Source organism: Streptococcus parasanguinis, assembly GCF_009717775.1.
In the GTDB taxonomy this organism is placed as follows: Bacteria; Bacillota; Bacilli; order Lactobacillales; family Streptococcaceae; genus Streptococcus; species Streptococcus parasanguinis_AG.
Genome location: NZ_WMZF01000008.1, coordinates 1 through 15282 on the forward strand (window position 1 = coordinate 1; position 15282 = coordinate 15282).

General features: G+C 46.2%; 13 protein-coding genes and 1 pseudogene. 2 read left to right on the forward strand and 12 right to left on the reverse strand.

The window, feature by feature from the left end; genetic code table 11:
* Positions 1-53 precede the first annotated feature (53 nt).
* From GMC92_RS08935 to GMC92_RS08950, 4 genes and pseudogenes are all read right to left on the reverse strand, one after another.
* Positions 54-1283, reverse strand: a pseudogene (locus GMC92_RS08935) (DEAD/DEAH box helicase family protein); the annotation flags it as partial.
* A 126-nt stretch (positions 1284-1409) separates the two neighbouring features.
* Positions 1410-1775 (reverse strand): TIGR02328 family protein, encoded by a 366-nt coding sequence (locus GMC92_RS08940; RefSeq protein WP_155200210.1) that lies wholly within the window; start codon positions 1773-1775, stop codon positions 1410-1412.
* A complete protein-coding gene (locus GMC92_RS08945; RefSeq protein WP_254729436.1) occupies positions 1776-2153 on the reverse strand; it encodes a YbgA family protein in 378 nt (125 codons plus the stop codon).
* Between the two features lie 106 nt (positions 2154-2259).
* Entirely contained in the window at positions 2260-2517 is a 258-nt protein-coding gene (locus GMC92_RS08950) for a SemiSWEET family transporter (RefSeq protein ID WP_003011864.1), read from the reverse strand.
* A 279-nt stretch (positions 2518-2796) separates the two neighbouring features.
* Here GMC92_RS08950 and GMC92_RS08955 point away from each other — a divergent pair, with 279 nt between their 5' ends.
* Positions 2797-3060, forward strand: coding sequence for a SemiSWEET family transporter (locus GMC92_RS08955; protein ID WP_003012241.1), 264 nt, complete (start codon positions 2797-2799; stop codon positions 3058-3060).
* A 367-nt stretch (positions 3061-3427) separates the two neighbouring features.
* On the opposite strand, the gene GMC92_RS08960 is transcribed toward GMC92_RS08955, so the two are convergent.
* The 5 genes from GMC92_RS08960 to GMC92_RS08975 form a co-directional block, all read right to left on the reverse strand.
* Complete coding sequence (locus tag GMC92_RS08960) at positions 3428-5413, reverse strand: FtsX-like permease family protein (protein WP_155200211.1); 1986 nt, start codon at positions 5411-5413, stop codon at positions 3428-3430.
* Complete coding sequence (locus GMC92_RS08965) at positions 5414-6172, reverse strand: ABC transporter ATP-binding protein (RefSeq protein WP_155200212.1); 759 nt, start codon at positions 6170-6172, stop codon at positions 5414-5416.
* 15 nt (positions 6173-6187) lie between these two features.
* Positions 6188-6316 (reverse strand): hypothetical protein, encoded by a 129-nt coding sequence (locus GMC92_RS10905; RefSeq protein ID WP_009732443.1) that lies wholly within the window; start codon positions 6314-6316, stop codon positions 6188-6190.
* A gap of 114 nt (positions 6317-6430) precedes the next feature.
* Entirely contained in the window at positions 6431-7405 is a 975-nt protein-coding gene (locus GMC92_RS08970) for a sensor histidine kinase (protein WP_155200213.1), read from the reverse strand.
* A complete protein-coding gene (locus GMC92_RS08975; RefSeq protein ID WP_070450357.1) occupies positions 7398-8075 on the reverse strand; it encodes a response regulator transcription factor in 678 nt (225 codons plus the stop codon). Before GMC92_RS08975 ends, GMC92_RS08970 begins: the two co-directional genes overlap by 8 nt.
* Positions 8076-8244: 169 nt before the next feature.
* Here GMC92_RS08975 and GMC92_RS08980 point away from each other — a divergent pair, with 169 nt between their 5' ends.
* A complete protein-coding gene (locus GMC92_RS08980) occupies positions 8245-9429 on the forward strand; it encodes a DUF2974 domain-containing protein (protein ID WP_118396924.1) in 1185 nt (394 codons plus the stop codon).
* Positions 9430-9767: 338 nt separating this feature from the next.
* On the opposite strand, the gene GMC92_RS08985 is transcribed toward GMC92_RS08980, so the two are convergent.
* The 3 genes from GMC92_RS08985 to GMC92_RS09000 all read right to left on the reverse strand — a co-directional run bounded on the left by GMC92_RS08985 (position 9768) and on the right by GMC92_RS09000 (position 15271).
* Positions 9768-12992, reverse strand: a complete 3225-nt coding sequence (locus GMC92_RS08985; RefSeq protein WP_155200214.1) for a pneumococcal-type histidine triad protein — start codon at positions 12990-12992, stop codon at positions 9768-9770.
* Positions 12993-12999: 7 nt separating this feature from the next.
* Entirely contained in the window at positions 13000-13935 is a 936-nt protein-coding gene (locus tag GMC92_RS08990) for a metal ABC transporter solute-binding protein, Zn/Mn family (protein WP_155200215.1), read from the reverse strand.
* Between the two features lie 352 nt (positions 13936-14287).
* Positions 14288-15271 carry a Gfo/Idh/MocA family protein gene (locus GMC92_RS09000; RefSeq protein ID WP_155200216.1) on the reverse strand — a complete coding sequence of 328 codons (984 nt, stop codon included), beginning with the start codon at positions 15269-15271 and terminating at the stop codon, positions 14288-14290.
* Between the last annotated feature and the right edge of the window lie 11 nt (positions 15272-15282).

Below are 15282 nucleotides of genomic sequence, written 5' to 3' on the forward strand. Positions count from 1 at the left end.
AAAAGGACTTAGTCCTGTACAATACAGGACTAAATCCTTAACTTAAATTATTTGTCTAACTTTTTGGGGTCAGTACATGCCCGGTGGCACTCATCCACGACAAAGGCCACGCGCAGCTCCTTGATCTTCCCAGCATCCCGCTGGTACTTCCCTTCTTCGATCTTACGCATCATGGTCGTTATTTTCTGAATGGTCGTGACCACCACGCGCTTGTCATTGCCCCCTAGGCGCTTGACCAGCTCATGGGTATTGTCCGTCTCGTCGATGTCGATGACATCATTGGCCGCATAAGAGAGGAAGGACGAAGTCGTCTGCTGGTCCAGGTCTCTGCGGTCGACGACAAAGATGGTCTTTTGAATGGCTGGGATCTGCAAGAGATTGCGAGCTACCTTGTAAGAGGTCAGGGTCTTACCTGAACCGGTCGTATGCCAGATATAGCCCGACTCTTGACGACGAGAGGCTTCCTGCACAGCCTCGATGGCATGGATCTGGTAGGGACGCAGGAGGATGAGGGCCTTCTTACTGTCGTCGATGACCGAGTACTGCATGACCATCTGGTGGGCCCGGGGGATGGAGAGGACCTCATGAGCAAAGCTATTGAGATCGATCATGGGTTGGTTGTCCTTGTCCACCCACTTGGTCAGGAATTGCTTATTTAGCTTGCTTTCACGGGCTGCAGCGATATAGCGTGTGTCAATTTTATTGGTCACGACAAACATCTGTAAGCTGGAGTAAATCCCCCGGAACTTGCCTTCACGGTCGTACTTTTTGATCTGATGAAAGGCATCTAGAAAGGCCACTCGTGGACTCTTAAGTTCGATATGGATGAGAGGCAGGCCATTGATCAGAAGGGTCGTATCTAGCCGTCGATCCTGGTCTAGCGGATAAGCCTTGTCGCGTTCGACTTGGTTGACCACTTCATAGCTCGACTTCCCAGCTGCGATATTGTCCCGCCAGATGACCGCAAGACGGATGGTTCCTAGACTGGCATCTTCTCGTTGGACTTCTACCTTGGCGATGCCATTTTCACCTGCTAGCCACTTGGCCGCTTCATAGTAGCTGACAAAGTTGAGCTGGTTCTTGATCTGACGCTTTTCTTGCTCGGTCAAGGGATGGTCCGCCAACAATGCGACATTGTTTTGCGCGAGCTTGTCAAAGAAATTGTCCCATAACTGGTCTTCATTCTTGAGATCCTCACGATAAGTCCACTGACTCTCTCCTGATGTTAACTGCTGGATCAACTGTCTTTCAATCTCAAGTTCTGGAGTTGCTACTGCCTTCATCCGTCTATCCTTTTCCTGTGCATAATCTCCTATTATTATAGCATGTTTGGGAAAGAAATTAACGCTTTCAAAGCATTTTGTTGGTTTTTAGCACAAAAAAACGAACCTGGTCTGGTTCGTTCTTCCTTAGTCTAGTTGAATCCCTTTTTCTGCTAGATTGTCTAGACATTCTTGGAGGTAAGTAGCCTGATGCTCGGGATAGATAGGGGTGCTCAAGGCTTCTTCTTCCAGCTCTGGGTAGGCTGGGCAGGTCTTGCCTCGGTAGGTTGGCTCCCACCACTCTGGGCTGACCTTATAGCCACGAGCGGTCATCTCCTCCATGATCAGGCGGTGATAGGCATAGAGGCGATAGGGCGAGCAGTCAAAGACATAGTTGACCGTTGCGTGCTTCTTGCCCCAGCCATTGCCTCTCAGGGCGCAACATTCCCGGTGTTGCCCCAGAAGCTGGGGACGAGGGAGTTTGCTAATCAAGTCTTGGTGCCAGAGTCTCATCTATTGACCTCCTAATAGCGTCGAGTCTTGCAAGTAGCGATTTGGATAACGCTCAAGGAGCGTCTGGATCCCCTTGATGAGATCCTCTTGGCTAGCTTGGCCATGCTGGTATTTCTCAAGTAGCAGCATAAAGTCCGCCTTTTCCTCAGGAGTCGCCTGCTTTTTGAAATAGCCCCAGATATGCTGGAAGGCATTGGAGACCTGGCCACGATTTTCCGGCAAGGCCAGCGCTTGCTGAATCAAGCCTTCGACGTGGCTGACCTCCACCTGGTCTTGCTTGAGGTATTCCCGGATCTCCTTGTAAATGTTGCTGGAATGACTCAGCACCAGGTATTTATTTTTCGCCCATAGGACTTGGCAGTGATGTTTTTGATCCACTCGTGTCTCCTTTTGATTCTCTCTATCAATAGTTCTCCCATTATACCATGGAAATGAGTGAAGTCATAAAAAAGAAGCCAGACTTTTGTCCAGCTTTTTTAATTAATTACAAGGCTGTGATCGCTGTGATCAAACCAAAGATGATCCCTGGTGCATTGGCTGCAGCAAGTGGGATATCGCGTTCTTTTTTGAAGAGTCCGTAATAGACCCAAAGACTACAGTTGATAGCTGCGACAAGAGGTTGAATAAAGTTCCCTTTGTGACCTGCAAGGTTGTCCATGATTTGTGGGAAGTAAGACACATACATCATCACAGACATAAAGGTTGCAACCCAACCAAGGATTTTCATTTGTTTTTCATTCATTTTCAAAACACCTTTCGTTTTTTAAGTATGCACTATTCTAACGCTTGACATGTTTAAATGCAAGTCTTTTTTTCAAATGTTACTAAACTGTAAAGTGTCACAATCTTGTGATTTTGCAGGAAGATGGATTTCTTTTCGAGGGAATATTCTCTCTAATTGTTGTTTTTAGATATATTGTCTAATTTTGTGGAAATGTAATCATTTTCATCTCGAATAACATGCAAATTAATTGCATTTTCTTCCTACTTATGCTATTTTGATACACGGAGGTAAAATTTTATGAATAAACAAAAAATCAACCAAATCGTTGGCTCGATCGGTGCCTTTATTGGGATTATCGTTTTCATTGCCTACATCCCACAAATTATTGCTAATTTACAGGGAAATAAGGCCCAACCTTTCCAACCCTTGTCAGCTGCTATTTCTTGCTTGATCTGGGTCATTTATGGTTGGACAAAGGAACCTAAAAAAGACTGGATTTTGATCATTCCGAATTCGGCAGGTGTCATCCTAGGGGGATTGACTTTCCTTACATCACTTTAATAGAAAGTGAACAAAGACTGAACTCTACGGGTTCAGTCTTTTTTGTGTATCCCTTTGAAAAACAAAAACAATCGCAGTCGGTTTTCGTACAAAAAAGCCCGCTATGAGCAAGCTAAAAAAATTGACAATTCTTTTCTTTGAATAACCTATGCTGGATTATTGTGCAAAAATATCCAAATAATATCTGATTATTATTAGAGTATATTGAAACTTTCCGCTGTGAGAAAAGTGCCTGAAATAATTATGTTTCAGGCACTCGGAATTATTGAGACCTTAGGCTCAATAATTAGTCATGGAACTTCTTTGAAGTTCGCTGACGTCCGTACTCACCTAAGGAAAGTTTCTAATTTAATTTGAGTTTCTTTTCCTAAATCTGCACAATCTTACGATAACTCCGAGAGGTGATCCAAAAGACGATCAGGTAGGTGATAAGAAAGACAGCACAGACACTGAGGGTGACGACGAGGACTTGGCCACTATTAATCACGCCAAGGGCTTTGAGGATCAGGCGGATCATATGGTAGGCAAAGGCCAGGTGGACAAAGGCAAAGATGAGGGGAAGGAAGAAGACGGTCCGCACTTGACGGTTGATGGTCCGTTTGACCTCATCTTCATCAAGTCCCACCTGTTGGAGGATGACAAAGCGGTCACGGTCTTCATAGCCTTCTGAAATTTGCTTGTAGTAGATAACGATGACTGTTCCGACCATAAAGATCAATGACAAGAAAATACCGATAAAGAAGATGCCACCAAAGAGGCTATTCATTTCTCTCACATTATATGCTCGATTGCCTCCATAGACAAATGTTCCTTGGCCCTGTTGGCTGCTCAATTCATCGATCATCTTGTCATAGCTAGCTGCCAGCTTAAGTTGCTGGTCTTCGTCAACATTGACATTGAAGCCACCATAGATTTGGGTAACGACAGCAAGGTTCGGAAACTTGGCAACAAAGGCTGAAAGGTCAGGTACGATCAGGTAATTGAAATCCTCCGTCAGCATGTTAAACATGTTTGGGACATGATCAGTGATAAAATCCTTGGTCACTTCTTCCTTGACTTGGAAGTCTTGCCCATTGATGGTGAACTGTTTCTGCCCTGTCAGAGCCTGGTTATGGGCAAAGAGAACGACTTGGTTGCCGGCCAGATCAACGTGTTCTCCGGTCATTTGCTCATAGCTAGCTGCATCAAAGACCAGAAAGACTGTTCTCGGTCTGACATCGCGTTCATCATCAGGATAGACCGTGAAGTCTGTGCCCTTTTGTGATTCGACCCCAAAGGTGGCATAGTTCACCAGGTCACGATTTTTGATCTCAAGATGATGCTCAGAAGCAAATTCATCAAACTTCTGGTTGATTTGCTCCAGGTCCACCCCTTTTCCTTGAATGGAGAAATCATGTGGATTCATGATTTTCTTGATCATTTCGCCACCGACATAGATGTTGGTGGCAGCAGAGATCGTCACCAGCACCATGGTCGAGAGGATGGCAATGGTCGCAAGGCCCACTGCATTTTTCTTCATGCGATAAATGAGGTTAGAGACCGAGATCATGTTGTTGGGTTGGTAATAATAGCCCTTCTTTTTCTTAAGCAGGTACAAGAAGACGGTGATCCCAGCATTAAAGAGTAAGTAGGTCCCGATCATAACCAAGACAACGGCTAGAAAGAAGATCAAAATCGCAGACATGGGGTCTTTGACTGACAAAGCCAGGTAGTAGCCAAAACCGAGAGAGGCTAAGCCAATGATGGTTTGGGGCCACAAGAAGCGGGCTTTCTTTTCACCACTAACTTTCTCACGCGTCAACTGCAGGGCATTCAAACGGAGAATGCGCCAAGCATTGAGAAAAACTAAGAGGCCAAAGATGAGACCAAAGGTGACAAAGACCAAGATGACAATCCCAGGTTGGAAGGTAGATACCAGCTGAACCTTCATCTTCATCAGTTTCAAGAGAAAGGCATAGATCAGCTTGTCAAAGAGAGCCCCGATCAAGACACCGGCTGAGATAGTCACAAAGCCAAAGATCAAGAGTTCCTTGAAGATCATGCTGATGAGATGGCGTTTCTCAAGGCCTAGCATACTGTAAATTCCCAACTCCTTGGAGCGGTTTTTCATGACAAAGCTATTGGCATAGAGCACGATGATAGCCCCCGCAACATTTACCACGAACAGTCCCAATCCAAGGGTGAAGAGGATGGGAGATCCCCCTCGAAGCTCGTGAATATGGGGATTAAAGGTCAGGGAGTCAAAGAGGTAGGCGATGGTCACTGCGAGAATGACCGCAATCGCAAAGGGATAATAGAGCTTGCGGTTCTTGATGAGATTGGAGCAAGCTAGTTTAGTGGTTAATCGAAACATCTACTCCACCTCACTTGCCATGACTGTCAGGGTATCCGAGATTTCTTGGAACATCTGGCGCTCTGTCTTTTCCCCACGGAAGATCTGATTGTAGAGAATCCCGTCCTTGATAAAGAGCACGCGCTTGGCACGCGCTGCGGCTGCTGTTGAGTGGGTCACCATTAGAATGGTTTGGCCCATGCTATTGATGTCTTCAAAAACATCTAGCAAAGCAGCCGAAGACTTGGAATCCAGCGCCCCTGTTGGCTCATCAGCGAGGAGGATTTCAGGTGAGGTGATGATGGCCCGTGCTACGGCTACCCGTTGTTTTTGCCCACCAGAGATTTCGTAAGGGTACTTTTCCAATAACTGGTGAATGCCCAACTCCCGACTGACGCTATCCACCTTACTCATCATTTCCTTGACTGGTCTGCGAGAGAGGACTAGAGGGAGAAGAATATTGTCCTTGACGGACAAGGTATCGAGCAGGTTGAAGTCTTGAAAGACAAATCCTAGTTTTTCCCGACGAAAACTCGAGGCATCCTTGTTCTTGATAGTTGAAGTATCGGTACCGTTGAGGTAGACCCGCCCTTCGGTCGGCTGGTCCAGCATGGCTAGGATATTGAGGAGCGTCGATTTCCCGGATCCTGATTCCCCCATGATGGCAACGTATTCGCCATTTTCCACGGTAAAATGAATGTCCTTTAGGGCTTCAACCTGCGTCCCTTGAAAGCGGGTTTTGTAGATTTTTTTGATGTGTTGAACGTCTAGCAATGACATACTTTTCTCCTTTTACTAGTAGATCAAGAAAAATTCTTGGGTTTGTTGCAGGACTTGGAGACCAAATTCCGTCTTTTCCAGATCGGTTTGCTCATTTGGTTTCTTAATCTTTTTGGGTTCTTTCATCCATTTCAAGAGTTTCATTTTCTTGACCTCCTTCATTTGATGAGACTATTGTATAAAAAATAAAAGGCGGCTACCATAACCTAACCTTTCATTTTACCGTTTATTTCTTACATTTTTGTAAGATGGAAAAAACTAATCCATGACCAACTTCTTCTCTTCAAAGCGAATAGCGACGGTTGTGCCTCGGCCAACCTCTGAATGGAGGGTGATCCTGTGGCCTAATTGCTCTGCAATTTTCTTAGACAGATAGAGCCCCAGCCCTGAGGATTGCTGGGTCAGGTGGCCATTGTATCCGGAGAAGCCTCGCTCAAAGACGCGGAGGACATCGCTATTTTTGATCCCAATCCCGCTGTCTTTTAAATAGAGGGTCTGGTCCTTGAAATAGATCTCAATTCCACCTGTACTGGTATACTTGAGGCTATTGGACAAGAGTTGCTCGATGATCACCAAAAGCCACTTGCGATCGGTAATGACGGCGACATCCAAATCATGCAGGTTCACTGCCAAGTTCTTTTGGATAAAAAAGAGGGCATATTTGCGGACCACTTCTTTGACCAAGTCCTCTAGCGACACGCGCTTTAAGACCAGATCGTCATGAAAACTCTCCAATCGCAGGTACTGCAGAACCAGATTGGCATAGGAGTCAATCTTAAAGAGCTCCTGCTCCATCTGCTGCTTGACAATAGGTGTCTCGACATCTTGGACCAAGAGCTGACTAGCTGCAATGGGCGTCTTAATCTGGTGAACCCAGAGGGTGTAGTAATCCATCAGGTCATTGAACTTGGCCTGGGCTACTTTGCCTTGCTCCAGGCGCGCCTGCTGTTCTTCCGTGTATTTTTCATAAAGGAGGTGTTCCAGTGGTGAGGCAAGCTCTATTTCCTCATACAGCAAAGCTTTGCGGTACTCCTGAAAGGTCATAGCGAAATCCCAGATCAAGATACAGAGGGTAAAAAATCCTAGCATCAGAGTCGCATAGAGGAAAACCGTCCCCGTCTCTGGAAAGAGAAAGGCAAAAACCAAATCGACCATCAAAAAGATGACTACTAGATAGAGCAGGCGCCTGCGGGATACCACATACTGCCAAAAGATGTTCCCATATTTATTCATGGATTAACCCATAACCGATGCCTTTCTTGGTTTCGATGAAGTTTGACAAGCCAGCCTCTTCTAATTTCTTGCGAAGGCGGGCCACATTGACAGACAAGGTATTGTCATCAATAAAGAAGTCGCTATTCCAGAGCTCTTTCATCATATCATCGCGCGCCACGATACTGCCCGCATGCTCAAACAGGACACGCAGGATCTGAAATTCATTCTTGGTCAACTTGATGACTTCCCCTTCATACACCAAGTCCGTAGACTTGAGATTGAGGATGGCTCCCCGGTGCTCCAGCAGATTTTGATCTGTCCCAAATTCGTAAGAGCGGCGCAAGAGCCCTTGGACCTTGGCAAGGAGGACATTTTGGTCAAAAGGCTTGGTGACAAAGTCGTCTCCCCCCATATTGATGGCCATGACAATATCCATGGCTTGATCCCGTGAAGAAAGAAACATGATCGGAACCTTTGAAACCTTACGAATCTCCTGGCACCAGTGGTAACCATTGTAGAGAGGCAGGCCAATATCCATGAGGATCAAGTGGGGGTCACTTTCGACAAAGATCCCGAGGACATCCATAAAGTCCTCTACTGCGACCACTTCATAGCCCCATTGTTCCAATAATTGTTTGACTTGTTGGCGGATAATTTCATCGTCTTCTACTAAGAGAATTTTATGCATGGCTTTCTTTCCTTCTTTTTTTCTTCTTCCTATTATAACAGATTAAACAGCAGAGAAAAAGGCTGTTTCAGAGGGAAAGAAGAGCTGGCCTCTACTTTCTTGATAGGAGGCGCTTTTTCTACATCCATTTTTGTGCTATACTGAAAGAAATAAGACACGGGAGGCACAGATGTCGACGATTTTTGATTACCTAAAAGAAGTGACGGACGATTCCATTTATGACCGCCCCTTCAAGGAGCTGGATGTCCTCGCTTTGACAGAGCTGACCTATCTGCCTTTTGGACACATTGTGCCTCAAGGAGATACAACAGGGATCCAAGTGCGCCTGTCTGATGCGATGGAACTGATCGACCGGACAACCGATTTCATCGTGAGTAACCAGCACCTCCAATTAGTCGATGAATTAGCTAGTTCAAAGCGCTTTAAGAACATCAAACTCCTTAACTACGTCGATGAGTACGATCTCGATGTGCAAAAACAGTTTGCGGCCATGACCTATCGGCTCACCATGGATGTCTATTTGGTCGTTTTCAGAGGGACGGATGACACCTTGATCGGCTGGAAGGAAGACTTCCACATGACCTATATGGACCATGTCCCAGCCCAGAAGCGCGCTGCCAGCTACCTGCAAAACGTCATGAAGGAATTTCCGAAAGGACGTTTCTTAGTAGCCGGTCACTCCAAAGGGGGAAATCTTGCAACCTATGCCTGCTCGTATCTACCTGATTCCTTATTTGAACGGGTCGACACGATCTACAGCTACGATGCTCCTGGCCTCAACAAGGCCATTATCGAAACCGAAGGCTACCAGCGCACGTCCCCATACATTCGTCGCTTTGTCCCTCAGGGATCCATCGTTGGCATGATGTTGGAAGTGCCAGAACCGACGACCATTGTCAAAAGTCACGCCTTGGGTGGCTTTGCCCAGCACGATGCCTTTACTTGGGAAATCAAGGACTACAGCTTTGTGACTGTTTCTGAAACCAGTCCCGATAGCCAGCAGACCGACCTGACCTTGAAGCAATGGGTTCGCGAAACATCGGCAGAGGAGCGCAAGAAGTTTTTTGACACCTTTTTTGGCATTTTTCTGGATGCCGGCATCACTTCCATCAATGATCTAACCGATCTCAAACAGCTAGCTAAGGCCAAAGAAATCCTCCAAAATGCCCAGGATCTGGATCCAACCGAACGGGAAATGCTGGAACGCTTAGCCAAGCAGCTCATCGACACTCGCTTTCAAGCTTGGAAAAAATGGCAAACGGTCCCCCGCATCCTGGTTCAAATGGCCGCATTTTTCAAGCGAAAAAAAGCAGTCGAGACTTCCTCACCACTGCTTCTTGAGCACAAGGAGTGAGGCTCAACTACTGACCTCTTCACACAAAAATCATCTGAATAAATAACTTCAAGCGTACAGGACATTGATAAACCACTCTTTACAAAAATAATACAAGATATTTTGCAAAGAAAAATTATATGTTGTTAGTTATTCATGTCTACTTCGGGCTTTCCGCCGTGAGAAAAGTGCTTGAAATAATATTTCAAGCACTCGGGAGTTTTGAGACCTTAGGCTCAAAACTAAGTCATGGAACTTCTAAGAAGTTCGCTGACGTCCGTACTCACCTTAGGAAAGTCTTAAGAAGATTTTTTCAAATTCAAGCATCTGAAATTTCCTTTCAGATGCTTTTCTATTTTCTATTGGTTCTGAGGAGATGGAGCATCTGGTGTGCTTGCTTCTGTTACAGCTGCGCTTGCAGGCTCTGTTTCTGTCTCAGTTGTGGCAGGCTTGTTCCCTTCTGAAGCTGCTGCTTCTGTTGCTGCTGGAGTCTCTGTAGCGACAGGCGTTTCAGCTGTGGAAGCTGGTTTGCCCGCTTCGCTTGCAGATGGGGCTGCAGCTAATTCTGCCTGGAAGGCTTGGATGGTCTGCAATAAAGCTGCTTTATCACTCTTTGGATTAGCCAATTGGTCAAAGAGAGCTTCTAAGCGATCAAATACAGCATCACTAGCTCCCTTTTCCACCAATTGTTGGTGTAGGGCCATCAATTGGTTATAGAGCTGTTGATAAAGAGCGACATCCCCAATTTGAGGCTCTTCCGTTTGCTTTTGTTTTTGCTTTTCAATGGTATCACTGATTTCGCGTAGAAGTGCTTCCCCACTTGTAATAGCCTTGTCTGGATCAGATTCTTTTCCAAGTTGAGCCAAGCCTGCTTCAAAAGCAGTTCGTTTGCCTTGGTCTTCGACTTGTGGCAAGAGCGACTGGATTTGCTCTAAGAGAGCTGTCAAAATCTTGTTCTGTTGACGGGCTTCTGTTGCCTTATCCAACTCTCCATACAAGCCTTTGAGGAAATCATAAACTGCTACGTTGTAGGATGGGGTTTGACTTCCTTTTTGATCCAAAACTGTTTTTTCAATAGGATAGGTTTGGCCTTTTTCTTGGGAGAAGAGCTGGTCAATAGCTTGCTTAGTTTGGTAGAGTTCCATAAAGTGAGACTTGGAATCCCAAGCTTCTTCAAAGGCTTGAGCTCGGTAGAGCTTCAAGGCTAGATCTGCTGCCTTGGTGCGGAGTTCTGGTGTCAAGCGCGCATCGCTCAAGCTTTGGTAGAAATACTTGAGGTAATCGACCGATGTCACACCCGTCCGATCTTGCATCTCCTGAACAGCTTCTAATAGCTTCCCTTCCTGCTCTAAACGCTTGCTGTCCTTGGCAGTATAGGCTTCCTGCAGTTGAGAGACCAACTCTTCCTTCTTCAATTGGAAGGCTTCTGTGTCTAGCAAGCGCACTTGTTCCAACAATTCTTGGTAACGACGATCCAAGGCTGTCTCTTCTTTTGGTTTGACCGCTTGGGTCGCATGAATGTACTGCTCATCAACCTGTTTGAGACTGGCTAGGTAGCCTTCCGTCGAATTGCTTGGGAAACTCTTGACATTTTCCAAGAAGTGGCCCAAGATCAGCTCAATCCGTCTTTGCTGCAATGGATCAGAAGCATATAGACTGCGACTTTCTGCTAAGAGCTGGTTGACCTTGTCCTCTACTACTTTTTTGTCCAAGTCTCCTTTTTTATAAGGCGATTGGATGGTAGGAAGGCGATGGGCTAAGTAATCTGCTAACCCTGCTGAGCGCACCTTGATGTAGTGGTTGTGATCGCCATGCGGGATGACAAACTGACCATTTTCAATCTGGAGGCTATAAGGAGAAATCCCTGAACGAAGCGCTGTTGCATAGAGTTCATTGATAAAGTCTAGTTCAGGATTACCCGTTTCAAGTGGAATCCGAACGTGTTCCTTACGAACGGCATAAGGGTGGATGTGGGTCGGATCGTATTCTTGGTCTGGATTGTTAAAGACAAAGAAACCATTGGAAATCTTAATGGCCTCACGAGGGACACCGTAGGTCTTGCTGATGTACTGGATCTTTTCCTCATCTGAGGCATCACGAGAATAGGTCGCAACATCATCTGTCAGGGGCTGACCCTTGTCCTCTTCTTTCTTACCAGCTAGAGTTGCCTCTGCTGCTGCAATCTCTTGAGGAGAGAGGTCCTTTTTATAGAAATAATGGGCATGGTTGCCATGAGCGACCATATAGCCTTCCTCGTCCTTGCTGATGACCTTGTCTGCGTGGAAACCATGGTCGTGCTCCTCTTTGTGATCGTGACTGTCGCCATGCTCATGATCAGGATCAACTGGTTTTGTGCTCGGATTTGAAGGCAAGCTTGGACTTCCTTCTGTTGGACTACTAGATCCTTGAGCACGAAGCAATTGGAATTGCCGCGCCAACTCACGCTCTAAAGGCGATAAGGAGCTGTATGGGATAAAGTGGAAATGATCCCCATGAGGGTAGACAATCCCTTGATCGGTCCACTTGGTAATCTTACTTGGATCAAAGACAGAACCATCAGATTCCACATGACGAGAAGACAACGGGGCTTTCTGCAATTCTTCGATCAAGTTGGTCAGGGTTGGACTCGGTTTGGAGGAAGTCGGTTTAGACGTCGTTGGGGTTTTCTGTGTATTGGTTGGACCGGCTGACGGCTGGTTGCTCGCTTGTTTCCCTATGCTTGGAGAGGCTTGATCTGGAGTAGCTTGCTCTGTGCTTGCTCCAGCTAGGTGTGAGTTCCCAGCCTGATGACCGGCTTGACCACCTAAGACGGAGAGGGCTGCTGCTAACTCTCCAGCAGATAAAGCACTCTTTGGAATATAATGGAAATGGCCACCATGGGGCACAATAAAGCCGTCCCCTGTATCTGAAATGACATCTCCAGGACTAAAGACATAACCATCGTCCGTACGATAGCCACCACCTGTATGGTTCTTAGCCGTCAGCATCTCTAGAGTCTTTCCTTCTTTCAGCGCTTGACTCGGTTGACGGAAGTCACGGGTCTTGCCTGCCTTGTGCGAGGAGCTCGCTTGCACCGATCCCGTCTCTCCTTCTTCTTTGGTGCTTCCCTTTTGTTGTTGGGCGATCTCTTCGATCGAGCGCACATTGACCGTATGTTGGGCATCCTTTAAGTAGAGATAGTATTTCCCAGCGCGTTTGATAATATAGCCATCCTTGACCTTGCTCACGATATCCGCTTCTTGCAGCTGATAAGTTGGATCCCGCAAAATCAACTCTTCACTAAAGATGGCATCAAATGGGACCTTCCCGCTGTAGTAATGAAAATGATCCCCATGAGAAGTGACAAAGCCTTCATCTGTAATCTTGATGACAATCTGCTCTGCCTGGGTCTTTTCCTTGGCATTGACCGCTTCGATGCTGTCTTCCTTTTTGCTGGAGGCAGACGATGACGATTTCTTGTCCGCTTGCAAATACTGAATCTGATTCTTTTTCTCTTCCTTGACTTGTGGCTGCTGACTGAGCGCATAGGCACAGAGTCCTAGCCCCAAGGTCGCTACCAATCCAATCGTTCCCTTTTTCTTCATTCTTGATTTACTCCTCTAATTCCTTGGCTAAAGTCGCCATATTTTCTTCTAAATTTTCTAATAGATCCTTATCATTTTTCGGATCAGCTTCCAGTGGATCCAAGACCTTGACACGCGCCCCTGTTGCCTTGGCAATACTATCTGCCACTTTTGACGACGTGTGCTTTTCCACAAAGATCGTTTTTACCTTGTAGTCTTTGACAAACTGCTGGATCTCCGCCAATTGCCGAGCGGTCGGTTCTTGCTCTGGGGAAATCCCTGCAATCCCTAACTGCTTGAGACCAAAGCGTTTGGCCAGATAAGAAAAGGCCGTATGCTGGGTCACAAAAGTCTTTTGCTTGGCCTTGTCAAAGAGAGGCTGGTAGCGGGCTACCAGTTCCTCACAGCGCTTTTCAAGCTTTTGAGCATTGGCCTGATAGAGCTCCTTGTTCTTTGGATCGATCTCTCCCAAGCGTTGGGCGATGATCTTTCCTTCCTCTGCAATTTTTACAGGATCCAACCAAGTATGCGGATCATACAAGTGCTTGGCTTCTTTTCCCTGACCAGCCTCGATATCCTCTAATCCAGCCACCTTATCAAGGGTCATTCCTTGGCTGCCTTCGATCACTCGCAACTTGGAACCTTGAAGATTGGGATCTAAGCGACCGGCCCACGATTCCAGGGTCTGAGAATGATAGACAAAAACATCCGCATCATAGATCTGGGCCACTTCTTTGGTAGAGGGTTCATAATCATGGATCCCTGCACCGGACTGAACCATCCAGATGTCATTTTGATCGCCAGAGATTTCCTTGACCAGGGCATAGATAGGATAAAAACTCGTGACAATTTTAAGACCTTTTTTAGAAGGGGGCTTGCCCGCATTTCCTTGACTTCCACAAGCTGTCAGTAGAAAGAAACCGAGAAACAAGAGTCCCAGAACCTTCATTCTTCTCCTATTCATCCTTCACCTCTTTTTCATTTTTATTAACTAGTTTATTAATCGGTTAATTAACTAGTTAATAATACTGCGAATCATTTGCTTTGTCAAGCCTTTTTTACATTTTTTTCCTTTTAATGCTAGAGACTAGCAATTTCCTAGACCCCACGAGCCTTCCTTGCAGTAAAAAAGAGAGTGGGACAGAAATCGGTAATTCGTTAGAATTCGATTTCGTCGTCCCACCTCCGCACAGTTGAGTAGGGCTGTAAAAGCTGATGAAATCAGCTTTTACAGCCCACTCAACCACTGCGTCTTGCTCGACAATCCAAAAACAATTGAGAGGCTAGGACTTTTGTCCCAGCCTCTTTTCCTTTCGTTATTCTTCTTCTGGGTAAACCAAGCCCCAGTCTTTGCGGAGTTGAGTCATGAGGTCCATGACATCGCGGCTGTAGTTTAGGTAGAGATGATTTTCCCTTCCTGCGACTGCTGCTTCCATATCGAGGACTTCATACTGGAGGGCTTTAGCGGTTTCTCCTGCTTCGATCACTTCTTGTGATCCATCTTCCGTATAGGTGATGACCGCTTTTTGCCCACGTGGATATTCGTAAAGTTCGATATAGCCCTTATCATAAGCGATCGTCCCACGTTTCGGTTGTTTGGCGTGAAGACTCAGCGTCACCGTCGCCATTTCCCCTTCACGATTCGTAAGAAGGATCCCTGCTTGCTCATCAACACCAGTCGGTGCCAGCTTGACCTGTGAAACCATCTCTGTCGGCTGTGACGTCATAAACCAACGGACGAAAGATAGGGCATAGACACCGATATCCAGTAGAGCCCCACCTGCCAGATTGCGATTGAAAAAGCGGTTGCTCATATCGTATTCTTTATAGGAACCGAAGTTCATCTGGATGACCTTGAGAGGGCCCAGCTTCCCACTTGCTACAATTTCAGAGAGTTTCCGATAAATAGGCATATGGAAAATGGTCATGGCTTCTGCCAGTTTGACATGGTTTTCTTCAGCAAGCTTTATCGCTTCTGCCAATTCCTCACTGTTGAGAGTGATGGACTTTTCACAGAGCACGTGCTTGCCAGCTGCGAGGGCCTTGCGAAGATACTGGATATGAGTATTGTGAGGCGTTGAGACATAGATGATATCCACTTCAGGATCCTCAAAGACTTCATCAATTTCATGATACACCTTTTCGATCCCGTATTTCTCAGCGAAGGCTAGCCCCTTGTCATAGGTACGATTGGCAACGGAATAGAGTTTCCCACCAAGCGCTTCAAGGGCTTGCGCCAATTCATTGGCAATAACGCCTGTTCCAAGACTAGCCCACTTATAGTTGATGTGATGGCCCATGGTTTAATCTC

Coding starts and splice junctions, on each gene's coding strand:
- GMC92_RS08940 (WP_155200210.1), bottom strand. CDS start 1,775: ATGAGACTCTGGCACCAAGACTTGATTAGCAAACTCCCTCGTCCCCAG.
- GMC92_RS08950 (WP_003011864.1), bottom strand. CDS start 2,517: ATGAATGAAAAACAAATGAAAATCCTTGGTTGGGTTGCAACCTTTATG.
- GMC92_RS08955 (WP_003012241.1), top strand. CDS start 2,797: ATGAATAAACAAAAAATCAACCAAATCGTTGGCTCGATCGGTGCCTTT.
- GMC92_RS08960 (WP_155200211.1), bottom strand. CDS start 5,413: ATGTTTCGATTAACCACTAAACTAGCTTGCTCCAATCTCATCAAGAAC.
- GMC92_RS08965 (WP_155200212.1), bottom strand. CDS start 6,172: ATGTCATTGCTAGACGTTCAACACATCAAAAAAATCTACAAAACCCGC.
- GMC92_RS10905 (WP_009732443.1), bottom strand. CDS start 6,316: ATGAAACTCTTGAAATGGATGAAAGAACCCAAAAAGATTAAGAAACCA.
- GMC92_RS08970 (WP_155200213.1), bottom strand. CDS start 7,405: ATGAATAAATATGGGAACATCTTTTGGCAGTATGTGGTATCCCGCAGG.
- GMC92_RS08975 (WP_070450357.1), bottom strand. CDS start 8,075: ATGCATAAAATTCTCTTAGTAGAAGACGATGAAATTATCCGCCAACAA.
- GMC92_RS08980 (WP_118396924.1), top strand. CDS start 8,245: ATGTCGACGATTTTTGATTACCTAAAAGAAGTGACGGACGATTCCATT.
- GMC92_RS08985 (WP_155200214.1), bottom strand. CDS start 12,992: ATGAAGAAAAAGGGAACGATTGGATTGGTAGCGACCTTGGGGCTAGGA.
- GMC92_RS08990 (WP_155200215.1), bottom strand. CDS start 13,935: ATGAATAGGAGAAGAATGAAGGTTCTGGGACTCTTGTTTCTCGGTTTC.
- GMC92_RS09000 (WP_155200216.1), bottom strand. CDS start 15,271: ATGGGCCATCACATCAACTATAAGTGGGCTAGTCTTGGAACAGGCGTT.